This is a genomic window from Streptomyces sp. NPDC001507, assembly GCF_042894765.1.
In the GTDB taxonomy this organism is placed as follows: Bacteria; Actinomycetota; Actinomycetes; order Streptomycetales; family Streptomycetaceae; genus Streptomyces.
Genome location: NZ_JBIAVV010000016.1, coordinates 65,417 through 81,847, shown reverse-complemented (window position 1 = coordinate 81,847; position 16,431 = coordinate 65,417). Strand labels below are relative to the sequence as shown.

Genomic DNA, 16,431 nt, shown 5'->3' with positions numbered 1-16,431 from the left:
GGCTAGCGTGAGGAACCGGGAGAACCCGCTCGATCGGAAGGGCCGCGGCGATGGCGGTACAACCTGAAGGAACCCCCTGCTGGGCCGACGCGATGTTCGGCGATCTGGAGGGGGCCAAGAGCTTCTACGGCGAGGTGCTCGGCTGGACGTTCGGAGAGTCGTCCCCGGAGTACGGCAACTACACGCAGGCCTACGTGGACGGCAAGGCCGTCGCCGCCGTCGTACCGCCCATGTCAGGTCAGGAGGGGCACTCGCAGTGGTGCCTGTACCTCGCCTCGCCGGACGCCGCGGCCGCCGCCGTCCGGATCCGGGAGAACGGCGGCGAGGTGCTGATGGAGCCCATGCAGGTCGGCGAGTTCGGCACCATGTGCCTGGCCCGTGAGCCCAGCGGCGCGGTGTTCGGGATCTGGCAGGCCGGCCTCCACGAGGGGTTCGAGGCCACGGCCGTGCCCGGTGCCTACTGCTGGGCGGAGGTCTTCACCCGTGAGCCCGAGAAGGCCGACCCCTTCCTCGCGGCCGTGTTCCCGTACACGGTCCGGCAGATCGAGGACGGCAACGTCGACTTCCGCACGTTCAACCTCCGCGAGCAGCCCGTCCTCGGCCGGATGCGGATGACCGGCGACTTCCCGCCCGAGGTGCCCTCGTACGTGAACGTCTACTTCACCGTCGCCGACTGCGACGAGGCGGTCGCCAGGGCGACCAAGCTCGGCGCCACCCTCCGCTTCGGGCCGATGACCAGCCCCTTCGGGCGCATGGCGGCGCTCACCGACCCGCAGGGCGCGAACTTCTCGGTGATCGACGTCACGACCACCGAAGGCGAGATGCCGTCGAGCACGGAGGTCTGACCAGGGCGGATCCCGGGCCCCGGCCGGGCGCCCCGGCCGGCCGTGGCATGATCGGGGCCATGCGTGAACGAGTGGTGGCCGCGTGCGACGGGGCTTCTAAGGGAAACCCCGGACCGGCCGGCTGGGCCTGGGTGGTGTCCGACGACGCGGCGACTCCCGCCCGCTGGGAGGCCGGGCCGCTCGGCAGGGCCACCAACAACGTGGCCGAACTGACCGCCCTGGAACAGCTGCTCGCGGCCACCGACCCGGACGTGCCGCTGGAAGTGCGGATGGACTCGCAGTACGCGATGAAGGCCGTCACCACCTGGCTGCCCGGCTGGAAGCGCAACGGCTGGAAGACCTCCGGGGGCAAGCCGGTCGCCAACCAGGAGCTGGTCGTCCGCATCGACGAACTCCTCGACGGCCGCACGGTCGACTTCCGCTACGTCCCCGCCCACCAGGTCGACGGCGACCCGCTGAACGACTTCGCCGACCGCGCGGCCAGCCAGGCGGCCACGGTCCAGGAGGCCGCGGGCAGCGCCCTCGGCTCCCCGGTACCGCCGCCGTCCCAGGCGCCCGCCGCCGCGGCGCCGCGCCGCAAGGCGGCGCCCCGCAAGAGCTCGGCGGGCGGCGGCTCCTCGTCCCGGACCATCAAGGCGAAGTTCCCCGGCCGCTGCCTGTGCGGCCGCTCCTACGCGGCCGGCGAGCCGATCGCCAAGAACGCACAGGGCTGGGGCCACCCGGAGTGCCGCACGGCCACCGAGGCCTGACACGGCGGGCCCGCCCAGCGCCCTGATGCGGCGAACCGGTCAGGCCTCCAGGGTGTCGAACGTGTAGAACCTCGTGTGGTCGAGCAGGTCCGCCGGCCGCACGTCGTTCCACGGCTTCATCGTCTCGTCCAGGTCCACCACGTCCGGCGTGCCGCCGCCCGGCACGTAGGCCGCCTCCGGGTGGCGGCGCTGCCAGCGGGCCCAGAGCTTGTCTATGAAGGCGTGGTGCAGCCAGAACACAGGGTCGTTGGGGGAGACCCCGGTTGCCATCTGCCCGCCGACCCAGACGTGGACCCTGTTGTGCAGGTTGACCCCGCGCCAGCCCTCCAGATGGTTCCGGAAGCCGTCCGAGGCGCTGTTCCAGGGCGCCATGTCGTACGTCGCCATGGACAGGACCGAGTCGACCTCGGCCCGGGTCGGCAGCTCGCGCACGCCCGTCCCGAGCGACCTGCGCAGATAAGTACGGCCGTCCACGCGGACGTTGACCGGCCAGTTCCCGCCGCCGGCGGCGAACGGCCCGTCCGTCACGCGCCCGTCCGAGCTGCGCCCGGTACCGCCGAGGAAGTCCGGTGCCCACAGCGAGGCGCGGACGGTCCGGTCGGTGCTCCAGTCCCAGTAGGGGAGCGCGACGGAGGCGTCCACGGACTGCAGGGCCTGCTCGAAGTCGAGCAGGAATCTGCGGTGCCAGGGCAGGAACGACGGCGAACGGTGGCCGGTGCGCTCCGAGTCGTCGGTGTCGGACATGATGAAGGCGTTGTGCGTGCGCACGAAGTCGTCGTAACGCCCGCTGCGCTTCAGCTCGATGACGGCGGCGACGAACCGCCGCTTCTCGTCGGCGGTCAGGGCGGCCTGGTTCTTGCGAACGGTCATGTGCGGGGAAACTCCTTGTACGGACGGTCAGTTGGCGGGGAACGGCAGGAGCGCGGCGCCCTGCAGCTCGTCGACCGCGGCGCGGGCGGCGGCGCGCGGGCCGGCGACCGGGGCGTAGTGGCTGACCACGCTGATCCAGCTGCCGTCGGCGTTGCGCATCACGTGCAGTTCGACGCCGTCCACGAACACCGCGTAACCGGTGCCGTGTCCGTGGTGGTGACCGCCGCCCGTGCCGCCCATGCCATCCATGCCGGTCGGCCGGCCCTGTATTCGGCGGCCTTTGTAGACCTCGTCGAAGGGTTCGAGCGCTCCCTCGTGCGAGTGGCCGGCGGCCGACGCGCCGGGCGCGCGGAGGGTCTGGGTGCCGGCCGCCGCGGCGAGGGCGGCCGCCGCGGTGAGGGCGCGACGGCGGGTGAGTTCGGGCATACGGGTGCTCCTGTGACGGGTGCGGGTGATGACTCCGTATGCCTATCCGCCGACTCCGGAGCGGGAGAAATCGCCCGGATCGGGTTGGCTACGATCAGGACAATTAGTCACATGTCATACAAGATTGAACAAAGATGATCTTGCTGTGGCGATGGCTCCGCCGGACCCGGAACGGGTAATTCCTTGCGCGGGTGCGCGGCTTGCCGGTGATCTTTCGCCCTGGTCCGCCGTCCGGGTGGTGTGGCTCACGGCGTCAATCTGGCGCGATTCGAAAACCCGGCCGGGTGCCTCCGCGCTGCTACTCTCCGGTGCCAATTGACCACGTGCGGTGAAACTTAGGGGTGTGTGCGTGAAGGTCGTCTGCGTCGGAGGCGGGCCAGCCGGCCTGTACCTCGCCATCCTGCTCAAGCGGCAGAACCCGTCCCACGACATCGCCGTCCACGAACGCAACCCCGAGGGCTCCACCTACGGCTGGGGCGTCACCTACTGGCGCGCCCTGCTCGACCGGCTGCACGCCTGCGACCCCGAGTCGGCCCGCGCCATCGAGGCGAGCTCGGTGCGCTGGACCCAGGGCGTCGCCCACGTCCGCGGCCAGGTGGCCCGGCAGCCCGGCGACGCCGGCCACGGCATCGGCCGCCACCGCCTCCTGGAGATCCTCGCCGAACGCGCCCGGGGGCTCGGCGTCCGGCTGGAGTTCGAGGACGAGATCACTCCCGGGGACCTCCCCGACGCCGACCTGGTCGTCGCCGCCGACGGCATCCACAGCGCCCTGCGCACCCAGCACGCCGGCCACTTCGGCACCGAGGCCACCGAGGGCCGCAACCACTACGTGTGGCTGGGCACCACCCGGGTCTTCGACTCCTTCACCTTCGCCTTCGCCGAGACCGAACACGGCTGGGTGTGGTGCTACGGCTACCCGTACGACGACGGGCACAGCACCTGCGTCATCGAGTGCGCCCCGGACACCCTCACCGGCCTCGGCCTCGACGCGATGGACGAGGCCGGCCAACGGGCCCTGCTGGAGAAGCTGTTCGCCGGCATCCTCGACGGCCACCCGCTGGTCGGCGGCTCCTCCGCGGCCTGGCCGGCCTTTCGTACCCTCACCAACCGCACCTGGCACCACGGCAACCTCGTCCTGCTCGGCGACGCCGCCCACACCACCCACTACTCCATCGGCGCCGGCACCACCCTCGCCCTGGAGGACGCGATGTGCCTGGCGCACGCCCTGCGCGAGCACACGCTCCTGCCCGAGGCCCTCGCCGCCTACGAACGGCGGCGCAGGGCCGAACTGGTCTCCGCCCAGAGCGCCGCCCGCCTCAGCGCCCAGTGGTACGAGAACCTGCCCCGCTACATCGGCCTGCCTCCGCACCGCATGTTCGCCCTGCTCGGCCAGCGGCACTCGCCCCTGCTGCCGTACGTCCCCCCGCAGCTCTACTACGGCCTGGACAAGGCCGCCGGGCGGCTGGAGGTGCTGCGCAGGTTCAAGCGGTGGCTCGGGCCGCGGGCGGCGCGCGCCCTGCACGCCCGGTCCTAGACGCCGTACGGCGACGGGGAACGGTTTGAGTGAATACTCATTCACCAGATAGGGTGAATGAGTATTCACCTCTTTCTCCGGGTCGCCCACAGGAGTGTCGATGGACCAGCCCGCCCCGATAGCCGGCAACCCGGGACCGCCCGCCGCCCCGCCCCCGCTGCGGCAGCGGCTGACCATCCCGGTGCTGGCCTTCGGCGGGATCCTCATGGCCGTCATGCAGACGGTCGTCGTCCCCCTCCTGCCGGACCTGCCGCGGCTCACCCACTCCTCGGCCGGCACCGTCTCCTGGACGGTCACCGCGACCCTGCTCGCCGGGGCCGTCCTCACCCCGGTGCTCGGCCGGGCCGGTGACATGTACGGCAAGCGCCGGGTGCTCACCGGGGCGCTCGCGCTGATGACCGTGGGCTCCGTGATGTGCGCCCTGTCGTCGGACATCACCGTGCTCATCGTCGCCCGCGCCCTGCAGGGCGCCGCCGCCTCCGTCGTACCGCTCTCGATCAGCATCCTGCGCGACGAACTCCCGCCCGAGCGGCGGGGATCGGCGGTGGCGCTGATGAGCTCCACCGTCGGTATCGGTGCCGCCCTGGGCCTGCCGCTGGCCGCGCTGGTCGTGCAGTACTACGACTGGCACACCATGTTCTGGCTGACCGGCCTTCTCGGCGCGGTGGGCGTCGCGGGCGTCTGGTGGGCGGTCAGGGAGTCGCCGCTGCGCGAGAGCGGCCGGTTCGACGTCCTCGGGGCGCTGGGGCTGGCCGCCGGGCTGACCTGCCTGCTGCTCGGTGTCTCGCAGGGCGGCGCGTGGGGCTGGGGCAGCCCGCGCGTCCTCGGGCTCTTCGGTGCCGCCGTCCTGGTGCTGGCCCTGTGGTGGTGGCAGCAGCTGCGGACCGAGCAGCCCCTGGTCGACCTGCACCTCGTGACCCGGCCGCGGGTCGGCCTCTCGCACGTCGCCGCCCTGCTCACCGGGTTCGCCTTCTACGCCAACTCCCTCGTCACCGCCCAGCTGGTGCAGGCGCCGAAGGCCACCGGATACGGTCTCGGCCTGTCGATCGTGGCCACCGGTCTGTGCCTGCTGCCCGGCGGCGTGACCATGCTGCTGTTCTCGCCGCTCTCCGCCCGGATCTCCGCCGCCCGCGGCCCGCGCATCACCCTGGCCCTCGGCGCCGCGGTCATCGCCTGCGGATACGTGGTCCGCATCGCCGACAGCCGTGACCTGTGGATGATCATCCTGGGCGCCACCGTCGTCGCCACCGGCACCACCCTCGCCTACTCCGCACTGCCCACACTGATCCTGCGGGCCGTCCCGGCGAACCAGACCGCCTCCGCCAACGGCGTCAACGTCCTCATGCGCACCATCGGCCAGGCCACCTCCAGCGCCGCCGTGGCCGCCGTCCTCACCCACCACACCAGCCTCGTCGGCGGCGCCCCAGTCGCCACGCTCCACGGCTACCTGCTGGCCTTCGCGATGGCCGGCGTCGTCGCCCTCGTGGCCGGTGGCGCCGCCCTGTCCATCCCCGGCGACAGGGCGCCCGGCGACACGCCGCGGGCCGGGAGCCGGACCGAGAGTGCCAGGGACGACGCGCTGGAGGGAGCATGAGTGCCGTGAACACCCGCCCCGGTACCTCCGCCGCGCCCGCGCCCGCCCCCGCCCGCCGGGACGCCGAGGCCACCAAGGCCCACATCCTCAGAGCCGCCCGGTACCTCCTGGCCCGGCACGCGCACGCCGACATCACCCTCAAGGACGTCGCCGAACGCGCCGGGGTCAGCGCACCGCTGATCCTCAAGTACTTCGGTAACAAGGACAGCCTGTTCGCCCGCGTCATGTCCTTCGACACCGACGCGGCCGCCCTGCTGGACGCACCCCTGGAGGACCTCGGCCGGCACATGGTCCGGCACGTCCTGGAGAGCCAGCGCGACCGTGGGGCCGATCCGCTGCTGCGCATCGTCTTCGCACCCCTGCACGGCGACCACGGAGAGGTGCTGCGCGCCAACTTCCGCGCCCACGTCGTCGACGCTCTCGCCGACCGGCTCACCGGACCCGACCCGCACCTGCGCGCCGAACTCGCCGTCGCCCAGCTCATCGGCCTGGGCGTGATGTACGGCATCGCCCGCGGCCCGCGGCTGCGCGACTGCGCGGCCGCCGACGCCGGCGACATCGCCGACCGCTACGGTCCGGCCGTCCAGGCCCAGTTGACGCCGTAGCCGCGCTCAGCCGGAAGCGCCGCGAGGTGTCGTCGTGCGGCCGCGCCGCCGTCGTGGCTGGTCGCGCCGTTCCTCGGGCCCCTATGGGGCGCTGCCACCAGGCCTGTTCAACAGCGCCTCGGCCGACCTGCGGAAGGCAGCCGTCAGCCGGTGGCCGTCCCCGGCGCGGGTCGCCAGGACCACATGGCTCGGCTCGACGCCGTGCAGCGGGACCGTGGTCAGGTCGGGGCGGATGGCCGCGCCGGGCACCAGGGGCACGATCGCCACGGCCTGCCCGGCGGCGACGTGCTCGAACTTGTCCTCCACCGCGCCGATCAGCGGACCGTCGGGCGCCGGGCTGCCGTCCGGCCGGGGATCGACGCGCCAGAACGCGTTCCAGAGCGGATCCTTACTCCGGGGCAGCGGCTCGTCGGCGATGTCGTCGAGCGTGACCGACTCCTTCCCCGCCAGCCGGTGGTCCAGCGGGACGACCAGGACCCGCGGCTCGTCGTGGAGCACCGTCACCCGCAAGCCCTCCGTGGCCAGTGGCAGCCGGGTCACGGCCGCGTCCACGCGCCCCGTCAGCAAGGCCTCGCGCGTCTCGCCCCAGTCGAGGTGCAGGGTCCGCACGTCGGCGTCCGGGAAACGGCGGCGCAGGTCCCGCACGGCCGGGGTGACGAAGATCCCGTTGATGTACCCGACGGTGATCCGGCTCGGTTCGGCGGCGGCCCGGGTGACGGCGGCCGCCTCGCCCGCGGCCCGCAGCAGCCCCTCGGCGCGCGGCAGGAACACCTCGCCGGCCTCGGTGAGCCGGGCCCCCTGCGGGGTGCGGTCGAAGAGCCGCGCCCCCAGCACCCGCTCCAGCCGCTGGATCTGCCTGCTCAGCGCCGGCTGCGTGACGTGCAGGGCGCCCGCCGCCCGCCCGAAGTGCCGCTGCCCGGCGACGACGGTGAAGTACCGGACGAGCCGCAGATCGAGGTCGGGGACGGATGCGGGATCAGCCATGCCTCCAGAGTACGACTGGTGACCTGCACTCATGCCTGAAACGCATTGCGCCTTGCCGAAGAGGCCTTGGACGCCCGACGCCCGCCGCCCGAACCATGGAGACCCGATCCCCTCTCTCGAAGGAGCACCCACCATGCGGGTATTCGTCACCGGCGGCAGCGGCTTCATCGGCTCCGCCGTCATCCCCGAACTCCTCGGCGCGGGCCACCGGGTCCTCGCCCTCGCCCGCTCGGAGAAGTCGGCCGGGGCCTTGCGGGCGGCGGGCGCCGAAGTGCACCGCGGCAGCCTCGACGAACCCGGGGACCTGGCCCGCGCGGCGGCCGGTACCGACGGAGTGATCCACCTGGCCTTCAACCACGACGCCTTCCCGGACCTCACCCGCGCGGCCGAGGCCGACCTGCGGGTGATCGAGGCGGTCGGCACCGCACTGGAGGGCTCGGAGCGGCCCTTCGTGGTCACCTCCGGAACCATGATGCTCGCCTCGGCCGAGGGGGTGGCGACGGAGGAGGACACCCCGGTAGCGGGCACCTACCGGGCCGATCCCGACCTCGCCGCGCTCGCCCTGGCCCGGCGCGGCGTGCGCAGCGCGGTGGTGCGGCTGGCCCCGTCGGTGCACGGCCGCGGCGACCAGGGCTTCGTGCCCCGGCTGATCGACGTCGCCCGGGAGAAGGGCGTCGCCGCGTACGTCGGCGACGGCACCAACCGCTGGCCGGCCGTCCACCGCCTGGACGCGGCCCGCCTGTTCCGCCTGGCCCTGGAGTCCGCTCCGGCCGGCACCGGCCTGCACGGCGCCGCCGACGAGGGCATCCCGTTCAAGGACATCGCGGCGGCGATCGGCAGCGGCCTCGACGTCCCGGTGCGGAGCATCCCGGCGGACGAGGCCCAGGCCCACTTCGGCTGGCTGGGCGCGGTGGCGGCCGTCGACAACGCGACGTCGAGCGAGCGGACCAGGAACCTCCTGGGCTGGAAGCCGGAACAGCCGGGCCTGATCGCGGACTTGGCGGAGGGGCACTACTTCAGCGCCCCGTAGGGGGCGCGGGGGACTGCGCGACCAGCCCCCACGGCCCCGCAGACATCAACGGCGCACAAGCAGCCCGTCCAAGAACCCGTTACCGAAAACCCGGTGCGGATCAAGCCGGTCAAGCGTGTCCACCGCCGCATCCCACACCGCACCCCCGAACGACTCCGGAATCCTCGTCCCGAGTACCTCTTCGTCACTCCACACACCGGACTCCGTATAACCCCACCCCTTCGACCACTCGACCCGCGTCCCCTCGAACCTCTCGAAGAGGAACCCCTCCAACTCCCGCAGGAACGCCTCCGCATGAGGCGTCCCCGGCAAGGTCAGCACATCCAGCCACACCGCGGTGTCGGCCCCCTCCCGGGGCCGCACCGCCGACAGCGACGGCACCTGCGCCCCGGCCACCCCGGCGTCGGACGCCTCGTCCAGCCCCGTCACCCGGATCTCCACCGACCCGTTGACCGGGAAGCGCCCCGACGCGGCGTACGCGGTGAGGCGTTCCCGGTAGAACGAGGTGAACTCGTGCACCACCCGCTGCACCTCGGCCCGCCGCGTCAGCACCGCGTACCCGTTCGCGGCGACCCGCAGTGTGGTCGGCCTGATGTACAGCAGCGTGTTCTTCGACGCTCCCCAGATGTCCGAGGACAGCGTCGCCGCCAACCCCAGCGCCGCCACGTCCAGTTGCGCGTTCCCGAGCACCGGCGCCAGATACCAGGCGGCGTCGGACACCATCCGCCCCACCAGGTCGGCGACCACGGTCGGCACGTTGTCGGAGAAGGGGTAGTTGTACGGCGAGGTGACGTGCCGCGAGGTGAGCGGCCTGACCGGGGCGACGCTCCACTCCTTCAGCCACGGATACTCGGTGAAGGCGAACCAGATGGCCTCCACCCGCCCGGACCGCCGGAGGAAGCCGTCCAGGGTCCGGCCGCCGGAACCGGGTGCGGCGAACAGCTCGGCGGCCGGGATGTCGGTACGGCTGACGCACCGCAGACTGCTGTTCGCGCCCACCCGCAGCACGACCTCCGTGACCAGCGCGCGACCCAGATGCGTCAGCAGCGCCGCGCAGTCCGCCTCGTCGCGCCGGAACGTCCGCAGGACGTACGCTCCGGCGCTCCCGTCCCACACCACCGCCGTCAGCGACAGCACCAGGTTGCTCAGCGAGCCGTAGGTGTGCCCGGGCACCGGTTCCTCGCCGTCGGCCGGTACGGCGGTGCCGTGCGCGTCGATCGCGAGCGCGCCGCCGAGCGTCAGATCACCCGGCGCGGGCGCGGCGGTGAGCCCGAGGCCATGGCCTTCCAGGAAGGTGAGCAGCGCCTCCAAGGTGACTCCGGTACCCGCCCGGACCGCCGCGTCGGAGTCCAGGGAGAGCCCGGTGAGACGGCTCGCGGTGTCCACGAGCAGAACCCGGTCGCCGGCACCGGTCCCCTCCGTGATCGTCAGGGGCGACCAGCCGTGCGAGGAGCCACGCGCGCGTACCCGCCACCCGTTGCGCCAGGCCCAGTCGACGACCGCGAGCACCTGACCGGCGTCGGCCGGGGCGCAGGCCCACAGCCCGTCGGCGGTGATCTCGCCGACCCAGTTGCGGTACGCGGAGTGGTACGGCACCACCTCCGCCGGGAAGCCGGGCAGCTCGGCGGCGGCCACGGCCGGATCGGCGGCGAGCAGTACCGGAACGGCGGCGAGCGCGGCGGCGGACCGCAGGAAGCCCCGACGGCTCCAGCCGTCCGTGGACGGCGAGTTGTTCGGTGAATGGTCAACCATGTCGTCACGCTAGGCGCTGGTTGACACACCTCCGTTTTCCGTCCACGACAATCACCCATGTGAGTGAAGGATTCACAGGTGGTCGCGGGTGCACCGGCCCGTGACACCGTTGTCGGCGGCGGATGACACACTGGCGCCATGGACGAACGCGTAATCGGCAGGTCGGGGCAGCGGGCATCGGTCGTCGGCCTCGGCACATGGCAGCTCGGCGCCGACTGGGGCGAGGTGGACGACAAGGAGGCCCTCGCCGTTCTGGAGACGGCGGCCCAGTCGGGGGTGACCTTCTTCGACACCGCCGACGTGTACGGCGACGGGCGCAGCGAGCAGACCATCGCCGCCTTCCTGCGCGGCAGGCCGGACCTGGACGTGCTGGTGGCCACGAAGATGGGCCGCCGGGCCGAGCAGGTCCCGGAGAACTACGTCCTGGACAACTTCCGCGTGTGGAACGACCGGTCGCGCCGCAACCTCGGCGTGGACCGCCTGGACCTGGTGCAGCTGCACTGCCCGCCGACCCCGGTCTACTCCTCGGACGCGGTCTACGACGCCCTCGACACCCTGGTCGAGGAGGAGCGCATCGCCGCCTACGGCGTCAGCGTCGAGACCAGCGCGGAGGCCCTCACCGCGATCGCCCGCCCGGGCGTGGCCAGCGTGCAGATCATCCTCAACCCGTTCCGCATGAAGCCGCTGTACGAGGTGCTCCCGGCCGCCCGGGAGGCCGGCGTCGGCATCATCGCGCGGGTACCGCTCGCCTCCGGGCTGCTGTCCGGCAAGTACACCAAGGACACCGTCTTCGCGGCCGACGACCACCGCACCTACAACCGGCACGGCGAGGCCTTCGACCAGGGCGAGACCTTCTCCGGCGTGGACTACGCGACGGGCGTCGAGGCCGCCGCCGAGTTCGCCGCCCTCGCCCCCGAGGGGTACACCCCGGCCCAGCTCGCCCTGCGCTGGATCATCGACCAGCCCGGCGTGACCACGGTGATCCCGGGCGCCCGCAACCCGGAGCAGGCCCGCGCCAACGCGGCCGCCGCCGAACTGCCGCAGCTGTCCGCGCAGACGGCCGCCGCGATCCGCGAGCTGTACGACCGCCGGATCAAGGAGCAGGTGGAGAGCCGCTGGTAGTCCCGGTACGGGCCGGGAGGGGCCGCCCTGTCGCCTCCGGTCCGTGCCGTTTGGGGGACCGGCCCGGCGGTTAACCGTAGTCCATGACTGACCAGGAGCGGCGGACCGGGCGCGACGAGACGGAGGAGGAGCGGGCCGACCGGATGTGGGGCGAGCTCATCCAGGAGGTGCGCGTCGCGCAGACCGGGGTGCAGATCCTCTTCGGGTTCCTGCTCACCGTGGTCTTCCAGCAGAAGTACGCCCAGCTCTCCGACGTGGACAAGACGATCTACATCGTGACCGTCGTCCTGGGCGCGTCCGCCACGGGCGCCCTCATCGGCCCGGTGTCGCTGCACCGGCTGGTCGCCGGCCGCAAGGTGAAGCCGCAGGCGGTGCGGATGGCGTCCCGGCTCACCTCGATCGGCCTCTTCCTGCTGCTGGCCACCATGACCGCCTCCCTGGTGCTGATCCTCCGGGTGGCCACCGGCGGCAGCCATGTGACCTGGGCGGTGGCGGCCGTCGTCGTCTGGTACCTGGTGTGCTGGTACGGACTGCCGCTGTGGGCCCGGCACCGCCACACGACGCGCTGAGCCGGGCACCTGCGCCGCGCACGCCTGCTCAGCCGGTGGCGAGGATCTCCGCCAGGAGGTCGTCCACCGGGACCTCTTCGCGGCCGGGCGGCACGGCCATGTAGGTGTCGCTCAGGAAGGAGGCCAGCGCGGGCGCCCACGCGAACACCACCGCGTGGTGGCGGCTGCCGCCGGACAGCGGGTCGCCGAGGAAATCCATGCGCACTTCCCTCCAGCGCCCCTGCCGTACGGGACGCAGCCGGACGTCCCCCACCCCGACCGGCTCTCTCAGCCCGTCGTTCAGCATCTCGCGGTCCAGCCGCCACCGGGCGAGAACGCGGCCGTCCAGGGTGAACAGCGCGGTGACGGCGAACGGGTCACCGGGGTCGTACGACAGATGGGCGAGGACGGGACAGCGGCCCGTCCCGTCCGTCCGGAGCTGTACGACCAGGGTCCTGTGCACGATGGGGTTCACGCGAGTGGCCTCCGAGAACGATCGGCTTGGTGCCCTCTAGTACCCCTCTCACGGGAAAAACGCTCAATCCGGAGCGGAATTGCCCTCCGGGTCCTACGGGGCCCCTGTGCCCTCCACGTCCTGCGTGCCCTTCGTGCCGCGCAGTGCCGCCAGGCAGGAGCCGATGGCCTGCTGGAGGTCCTCCAGGCGCTGGACCATGTCGTCCTCGTAGAAGTCCTGGGCGTCGTCGAAGGTCAGCTCCTCGAACGCCTTGGTCGCCTTCTGGAGGCTGTTGTAGAACTTGGTGCGCTTCTCCTGGACCCGCAGCTCCGGGTCGGCCTCCACCGCCTCCACGACGAGGTTCTTCATGGTGTCGTAGGCCTCGGTCGCCCACTCGCCGGTGTCCTCGTCCTCGTCGAGTTCGTCGAGGAGCGAGAGATGGCGCTCGGCCTCCTGGCGCAGCTCCGTCGGCGCGTCGACGGTCTGGCCGGCCGGGGTCTTGATCTGGCCGGACTCGGCGATCTGCCGGACGTAGCCGATCCGGTCGGCCGAGCGGCTCTCGGTGGCGACGGCCTTCTTCAGGTCGGCGGTGCGGACCACGTCCCGGGCGAGCACGCTCTGCAGGTCAGGGTCCTCCTTGATGCGGTCGAGGAGGGCCGAGCGGGCGGCGCGGGCGGTGGACGGGTCGGCGAGGATCGCGGCGCGCAGCGCGGTGGGGTTCTCGGCGACCTCCAGGGCCTTGGTGGGCCGGATGCCCTCGGCCTCGGCGGCCTCCGCGATCGCCGTGCCGCGCTCGGAGGCGGCACTGTTGCGGGAGACGTAGTAGTCCAGCCAGACGTCCGAGTCGGGGAGTTGCACCTCCTGACCCGGTGCGAGGGCCTCGAAGTGCGGGACCAGGCCGTCGTCGGCGGCCTTGTCCCAGGCCTTGTAGTAGCGCATGACGCGCTCCGCGGAGCAGCCCGCCAGCTCGGCGAACTCCTTCGCCGACACCTTCGGCGTCCCGTCCGCGCCCTGTCCTCCCGGCCGCACGCTCCGGGCCACCATCAGCCCGAACGCCCAGCCGCCGGCGCGCACGTACGCGCCGAACTCGCGGGCGTCCCGCGCCACCAGGTCGGAGAGGGGGGCCGGGGACGCACCGGACGTCTCGGACGGGTCGATCGCTAGGGTCACGGAGGACACTCCTGAAGGCTGCCGAACTGCATGGATACCGACAGGCAGCCTATATCGACCCATTGGCCGGGGTTTGCCGGACCGTCGAAGATCAGCCGAGGGCGTCGCGCAGCGCCGGCAGCAGCGTCCTGCGGGACCAGTCCAGGTACTCCGGCTGCGACTCGCCGCCGATCTGCACCAGGGCGACCTCCCCGAACCCGGCCTCGGCGTACGGCCGTACGGCCTCGACGAAGTCGTCCGGGTCGTCCCCGCACGGGATGGACGCGGCCACGTCGTCCTGGGTGACGAACTGGGTCGCGGACTCGAAGGAATCGGGGTGCGGCAGTTCGGAGTTGACCTTCCAGCCGTTGCCGAACCAGCGGAACTGGGCGTGCGCGCGCTTGACCGCCGTGTCCCGGTCGGCGTCCCAGCACACCGGCAGCTGGCCGACCCGGGGCTTGCCCGCGCCGCCGTGCCGGTCGAAGGCGTCGAGGAGGGAGGACTTCGGCTCGGTGGCGATGACCAGGTCGGCGAGGTGCCCGGCGAGCGTGCAGGACTGTTCGCCGGAGACCGCGATGCCGATCGGCGGCGGCTCGTCGGGCAGGTCCCACAGCCGGGCCGACTCCACGTCGAAGTGGGCGCCCCGGTGGTTGACATGGCCGCCGGCGAACAGCGCCCTGATGATCTGCACCGCCTCTTCCAGCATCTCGTGCCGTACGTCCACCGACGGCCAGCCGCCGCCCACCACGTGCTCGTTGAGGTTCTCGCCCGCGCCGAGGCCGAGCCGGAACCGGCCCCCGGACAACAGCTGCACGGTCGCCGCCTTCTGCGCCACGACCGCCGGGTGGTAGCGGAACGTCGGGCAGGTCACGTACGTCATCAGCGGGATCCGCTCGGTGGCCTGGGCGGCGGCACCGAGCACGCTCCACACGTACGGCGAGTGGCCTTGCGAGCGCAACCACGGAAAGTAGTGGTCCGAGGCCACCGAGAAGTCGAAGCCCGCCTCCTCGGCCCCCACCAGATGGTCCACGAGATCACGTGGACCGGCCTGCTCGGTCATCATCGTGTATCCGATTTGCACCATATTTTCCGAGTCCCCGGCGGGGCGGCCGGAAAACGGCTCAGGTCGCGGAGATGCGGAACGTCGCCAGGAAGGTCTTCAGGGCGAGCCGGTCCGGGGCGTCGTCCCAGGCGGCGGCCGGGGCCGTGAAGCGCAGCGAGAAGCTGCGGCCGCCGCCGAGCAGGAAGCCGCGGCCGAAGGTGTGCACCCGGCCGGCACCCGTGCCGGACAGCCACTCCATGTCCGCGGCCCTGTGGCCCTGGTAGGTGGTCGCCTCGATCTCGCCGACCCGCTGGTAGCCGGTCAGCTTCTCCAGTCCCGGCTCCACGTCGTCCCGCCAGATCGCGACCGGGTCCGGGCCCGCCTGGGTGCTGTAGGTGACCGCCAGGGTGCGCGGGTCGTCGCCGCCCGGACCGAAGGTGACGCGGTAGGCGACGTCGTCCCGGGCGGTGTCGAGACGCTTCCAGCCCTGCGGGAGCGCCACGGAGAACCCCTCCGGAGCGGTGTAGCGCCGGAAACCGGCCGGCAGAGCACCCGCCGAGGCCGAGGCCGAGGCGGATGGGGAGGCCGACGCGGAGGCGGACGGGGTGGCGGAGGCGGACGCCGTCCGCGAGGGGGATGGCCTGGGGGCGTTCCCGTCCGTGCGGTTGGCCGGGTCGCCGGCCGTCGCGGAGGCGCTCGGGGCCGAGCCCGCCGAGGAGGCGCCGGGCAGGCCCTGGGTCGCGGCCAGCACCGCGACCGACACGGTGACCACGGCCAGTGCGGTTCCGCCGATCATGGTGGTCCTGCTCCACCCGGAGGACCGGGCCGCCACATAGGCGCCGCGCAACCGGGAGACGGGCGCGGGCTGCGCGACCGTGTCGGGGTCCTCCTCCAGGACACGTGTCAGTGCCTGACGCACCACTGCCCGGCCGAGCCGCTCCCGGGAGTTCTTCCGCAGCAGCCCCTGCACCACCTGGGTCAGCGGGCCGGCCCGCAGCGGGGTGCGCAACGGCAGCCGGTCCACGCCCTTGAGGGTGGCCTCCGCCTTGCCCCGGTCCCGGAACGGCGGCCGCCCCTCGACCATCGTGTAGAGGATCGCGCCGAGCGCCCACAGGTCGGCGGCGGGGCCGATGCGCTCGTCGCGGGCCTGCTCCGGCGAGGCGTACGACGGCGCGGTGACCCGGGGCGACAGCGTCGCGCCGGCCAGGCCGAACCCGGTGACGACCACCGGGCCCCGGTCGCGGACGAAGATCTGCCCCGGGCTGAGCTCGCCGTGGGTGTAGCCGTCGGCGTGCGCGGCCTCCAGCACGTCGAGCACTTCCAGACCGATGCGCGCGGCCCGCACGTAGTTGAACGTCGACTGCTGGGCGAGCAGTTCACTCAGCGGCGTGCCGTCGATCACCTCCGTCACCGTCCACAGCGCGCCCGCCTCCTCGAAGGCGTCGATCACCATGGCGACCCGGCCCGGCCGCAGCGCGCTCATCACCTCGGAGGAGCGCAGGATGCGGGCGGTGGCCCGGCGGACGGTGTCCTCGGTGGGCACTTCGGGAAACGCGATCTCGGTCACCAGACGCGGTCGCTCGGCCTGCACGTCCTCCGCGTACCAGCTGACGCGGTTCGGCTCGCGGTCGGCGACTTCGAGGAGCCGGTACCTTCCGGCGACCAACTCTTGTGCGGAGACATGCGCCTTGACCATCGTCATCCCTCGCTGAAACCCCTGCCTCGTC

The 16,431-nt window shown here is 72.5% G+C and carries 16 protein-coding genes; 8 read left to right on the top strand and 8 right to left on the bottom strand.

Going from position 1 to position 16,431, the window contains the following annotated elements:
* Positions 1 to 50 precede the first annotated feature (50 nt).
* Entirely contained in the window at positions 51 to 845 is a 795-nt protein-coding gene (locus ACFY0K_RS41180) for a VOC family protein (protein ID WP_390644181.1), read from the top strand.
* A gap of 47 nt (positions 846 to 892) precedes the next feature.
* Complete coding sequence (locus ACFY0K_RS41175) at positions 893 to 1,594, top strand: ribonuclease H (RefSeq protein WP_390644180.1); 702 nt, start codon at positions 893 to 895, stop codon at positions 1,592 to 1,594.
* 39 nt (positions 1,595 to 1,633) lie between these two features.
* On the opposite strand, the gene ACFY0K_RS41170 is transcribed toward ACFY0K_RS41175, so the two are convergent.
* Together ACFY0K_RS41170 and ACFY0K_RS41165 are read right to left on the bottom strand one after the other, a co-directional pair.
* Entirely contained in the window at positions 1,634 to 2,464 is an 831-nt protein-coding gene (locus tag ACFY0K_RS41170) for a tyrosinase family protein (RefSeq protein WP_390644179.1), read from the bottom strand.
* 27 nt (positions 2,465 to 2,491) lie between these two features.
* On the bottom strand, positions 2,492 to 2,890 hold the full coding sequence (locus ACFY0K_RS41165) for a tyrosinase cofactor (protein WP_390644178.1): 399 nt from the start codon (positions 2,888 to 2,890) through the stop codon (positions 2,492 to 2,494).
* Between the two features lie 343 nt (positions 2,891 to 3,233).
* On the opposite strand from ACFY0K_RS41165, the gene ACFY0K_RS41160 reads away from it, so the two are divergent.
* From ACFY0K_RS41160 to ACFY0K_RS41150, 3 genes are all read left to right on the top strand, one after another.
* The gene (locus ACFY0K_RS41160; RefSeq protein WP_390644177.1) at positions 3,234 to 4,424 is read left to right on the top strand and encodes an FAD-dependent monooxygenase; all 1,191 of its coding nucleotides are present in this window, start codon (positions 3,234 to 3,236) and stop codon (positions 4,422 to 4,424) included.
* Positions 4,425 to 4,524: 100 nt separating this feature from the next.
* On the top strand, positions 4,525 to 6,018 hold the full coding sequence (locus ACFY0K_RS41155; protein ID WP_390644176.1) for an MFS transporter: 1,494 nt from the start codon (positions 4,525 to 4,527) through the stop codon (positions 6,016 to 6,018).
* Positions 6,015 to 6,623 carry a TetR family transcriptional regulator gene (locus ACFY0K_RS41150; protein ID WP_390644175.1) on the top strand — a complete coding sequence of 203 codons (609 nt, stop codon included), beginning with the start codon at positions 6,015 to 6,017 and terminating at the stop codon, positions 6,621 to 6,623. The genes ACFY0K_RS41155 and ACFY0K_RS41150 overlap by 4 nt, the downstream gene beginning before the upstream one ends.
* A gap of 81 nt (positions 6,624 to 6,704) precedes the next feature.
* Here the strand turns inward: ACFY0K_RS41150 and ACFY0K_RS41145 are convergent, their stop codons facing one another.
* Entirely contained in the window at positions 6,705 to 7,607 is a 903-nt protein-coding gene (locus ACFY0K_RS41145; RefSeq protein WP_390644174.1) for a LysR family transcriptional regulator, read from the bottom strand.
* A 133-nt stretch (positions 7,608 to 7,740) separates the two neighbouring features.
* Between ACFY0K_RS41145 and ACFY0K_RS41140 the strand changes: the two genes are divergently transcribed.
* Positions 7,741 to 8,637 carry an SDR family oxidoreductase gene (locus ACFY0K_RS41140; RefSeq protein WP_390644173.1) on the top strand — a complete coding sequence of 299 codons (897 nt, stop codon included), beginning with the start codon at positions 7,741 to 7,743 and terminating at the stop codon, positions 8,635 to 8,637.
* A gap of 45 nt (positions 8,638 to 8,682) precedes the next feature.
* Here the strand turns inward: ACFY0K_RS41140 and ACFY0K_RS41135 are convergent, their stop codons facing one another.
* Positions 8,683 to 10,389, bottom strand: a complete 1,707-nt coding sequence (locus tag ACFY0K_RS41135; RefSeq protein ID WP_390644172.1) for a cholesterol oxidase substrate-binding domain-containing protein — start codon at positions 10,387 to 10,389, stop codon at positions 8,683 to 8,685.
* A gap of 138 nt (positions 10,390 to 10,527) precedes the next feature.
* Here ACFY0K_RS41135 and ACFY0K_RS41130 point away from each other — a divergent pair, with 138 nt between their 5' ends.
* Both ACFY0K_RS41130 and ACFY0K_RS41125 read left to right on the top strand, forming a co-directional pair.
* Complete coding sequence (locus tag ACFY0K_RS41130) at positions 10,528 to 11,511, top strand: aldo/keto reductase (protein ID WP_390644171.1); 984 nt, start codon at positions 10,528 to 10,530, stop codon at positions 11,509 to 11,511.
* Between the two features lie 83 nt (positions 11,512 to 11,594).
* Complete coding sequence (locus tag ACFY0K_RS41125) at positions 11,595 to 12,080, top strand: DUF6328 family protein (protein WP_388597579.1); 486 nt, start codon at positions 11,595 to 11,597, stop codon at positions 12,078 to 12,080.
* Positions 12,081 to 12,108: 28 nt separating this feature from the next.
* Here ACFY0K_RS41125 and ACFY0K_RS41120 read toward each other — a convergent pair whose 3' ends face one another.
* From ACFY0K_RS41120 to ACFY0K_RS41105, 4 genes are all read right to left on the bottom strand, one after another.
* On the bottom strand, positions 12,109 to 12,534 hold the full coding sequence (locus ACFY0K_RS41120; protein WP_382724601.1) for an SsgA family sporulation/cell division regulator: 426 nt from the start codon (positions 12,532 to 12,534) through the stop codon (positions 12,109 to 12,111).
* Positions 12,535 to 12,627: 93 nt separating this feature from the next.
* A complete protein-coding gene (locus ACFY0K_RS41115) occupies positions 12,628 to 13,683 on the bottom strand; it encodes a hypothetical protein (RefSeq protein WP_390644170.1) in 1,056 nt (351 codons plus the stop codon).
* Between the two features lie 91 nt (positions 13,684 to 13,774).
* Positions 13,775 to 14,746 (bottom strand): LLM class F420-dependent oxidoreductase, encoded by a 972-nt coding sequence (locus ACFY0K_RS41110; RefSeq protein ID WP_390644169.1) that lies wholly within the window; start codon positions 14,744 to 14,746, stop codon positions 13,775 to 13,777.
* Between the two features lie 37 nt (positions 14,747 to 14,783).
* Entirely contained in the window at positions 14,784 to 16,406 is a 1,623-nt protein-coding gene (locus ACFY0K_RS41105) for a serine/threonine protein kinase (protein WP_390644168.1), read from the bottom strand.
* Between the last annotated feature and the right edge of the window lie 25 nt (positions 16,407 to 16,431).

Bases quoted from the DNA above. Each gene is read 5' to 3' on its own strand.
- ACFY0K_RS41170 (WP_390644179.1), bottom strand. From the start codon at position 2,464: ATGACCGTTCGCAAGAACCAGGCCGCCCTGACCGCCGACGAGAAGCGG.
- ACFY0K_RS41150 (WP_390644175.1), top strand. From the start codon at position 6,015: ATGAGTGCCGTGAACACCCGCCCCGGTACCTCCGCCGCGCCCGCGCCC.
- ACFY0K_RS41165 (WP_390644178.1), bottom strand. From the start codon at position 2,890: ATGCCCGAACTCACCCGCCGTCGCGCCCTCACCGCGGCGGCCGCCCTC.
- ACFY0K_RS41130 (WP_390644171.1), top strand. From the start codon at position 10,528: ATGGACGAACGCGTAATCGGCAGGTCGGGGCAGCGGGCATCGGTCGTC.
- ACFY0K_RS41105 (WP_390644168.1), bottom strand. From the start codon at position 16,406: ATGACGATGGTCAAGGCGCATGTCTCCGCACAAGAGTTGGTCGCCGGA.
- ACFY0K_RS41135 (WP_390644172.1), bottom strand. From the start codon at position 10,389: ATGGTTGACCATTCACCGAACAACTCGCCGTCCACGGACGGCTGGAGC.
- ACFY0K_RS41110 (WP_390644169.1), bottom strand. From the start codon at position 14,746: ATGGTGCAAATCGGATACACGATGATGACCGAGCAGGCCGGTCCACGT.
- ACFY0K_RS41180 (WP_390644181.1), top strand. From the start codon at position 51: ATGGCGGTACAACCTGAAGGAACCCCCTGCTGGGCCGACGCGATGTTC.
- ACFY0K_RS41140 (WP_390644173.1), top strand. From the start codon at position 7,741: ATGCGGGTATTCGTCACCGGCGGCAGCGGCTTCATCGGCTCCGCCGTC.
- ACFY0K_RS41175 (WP_390644180.1), top strand. From the start codon at position 893: ATGATCGGGGCCATGCGTGAACGAGTGGTGGCCGCGTGCGACGGGGCT.
- ACFY0K_RS41125 (WP_388597579.1), top strand. From the start codon at position 11,595: ATGACTGACCAGGAGCGGCGGACCGGGCGCGACGAGACGGAGGAGGAG.
- ACFY0K_RS41155 (WP_390644176.1), top strand. From the start codon at position 4,525: ATGGACCAGCCCGCCCCGATAGCCGGCAACCCGGGACCGCCCGCCGCC.
- ACFY0K_RS41145 (WP_390644174.1), bottom strand. From the start codon at position 7,607: ATGGCTGATCCCGCATCCGTCCCCGACCTCGATCTGCGGCTCGTCCGG.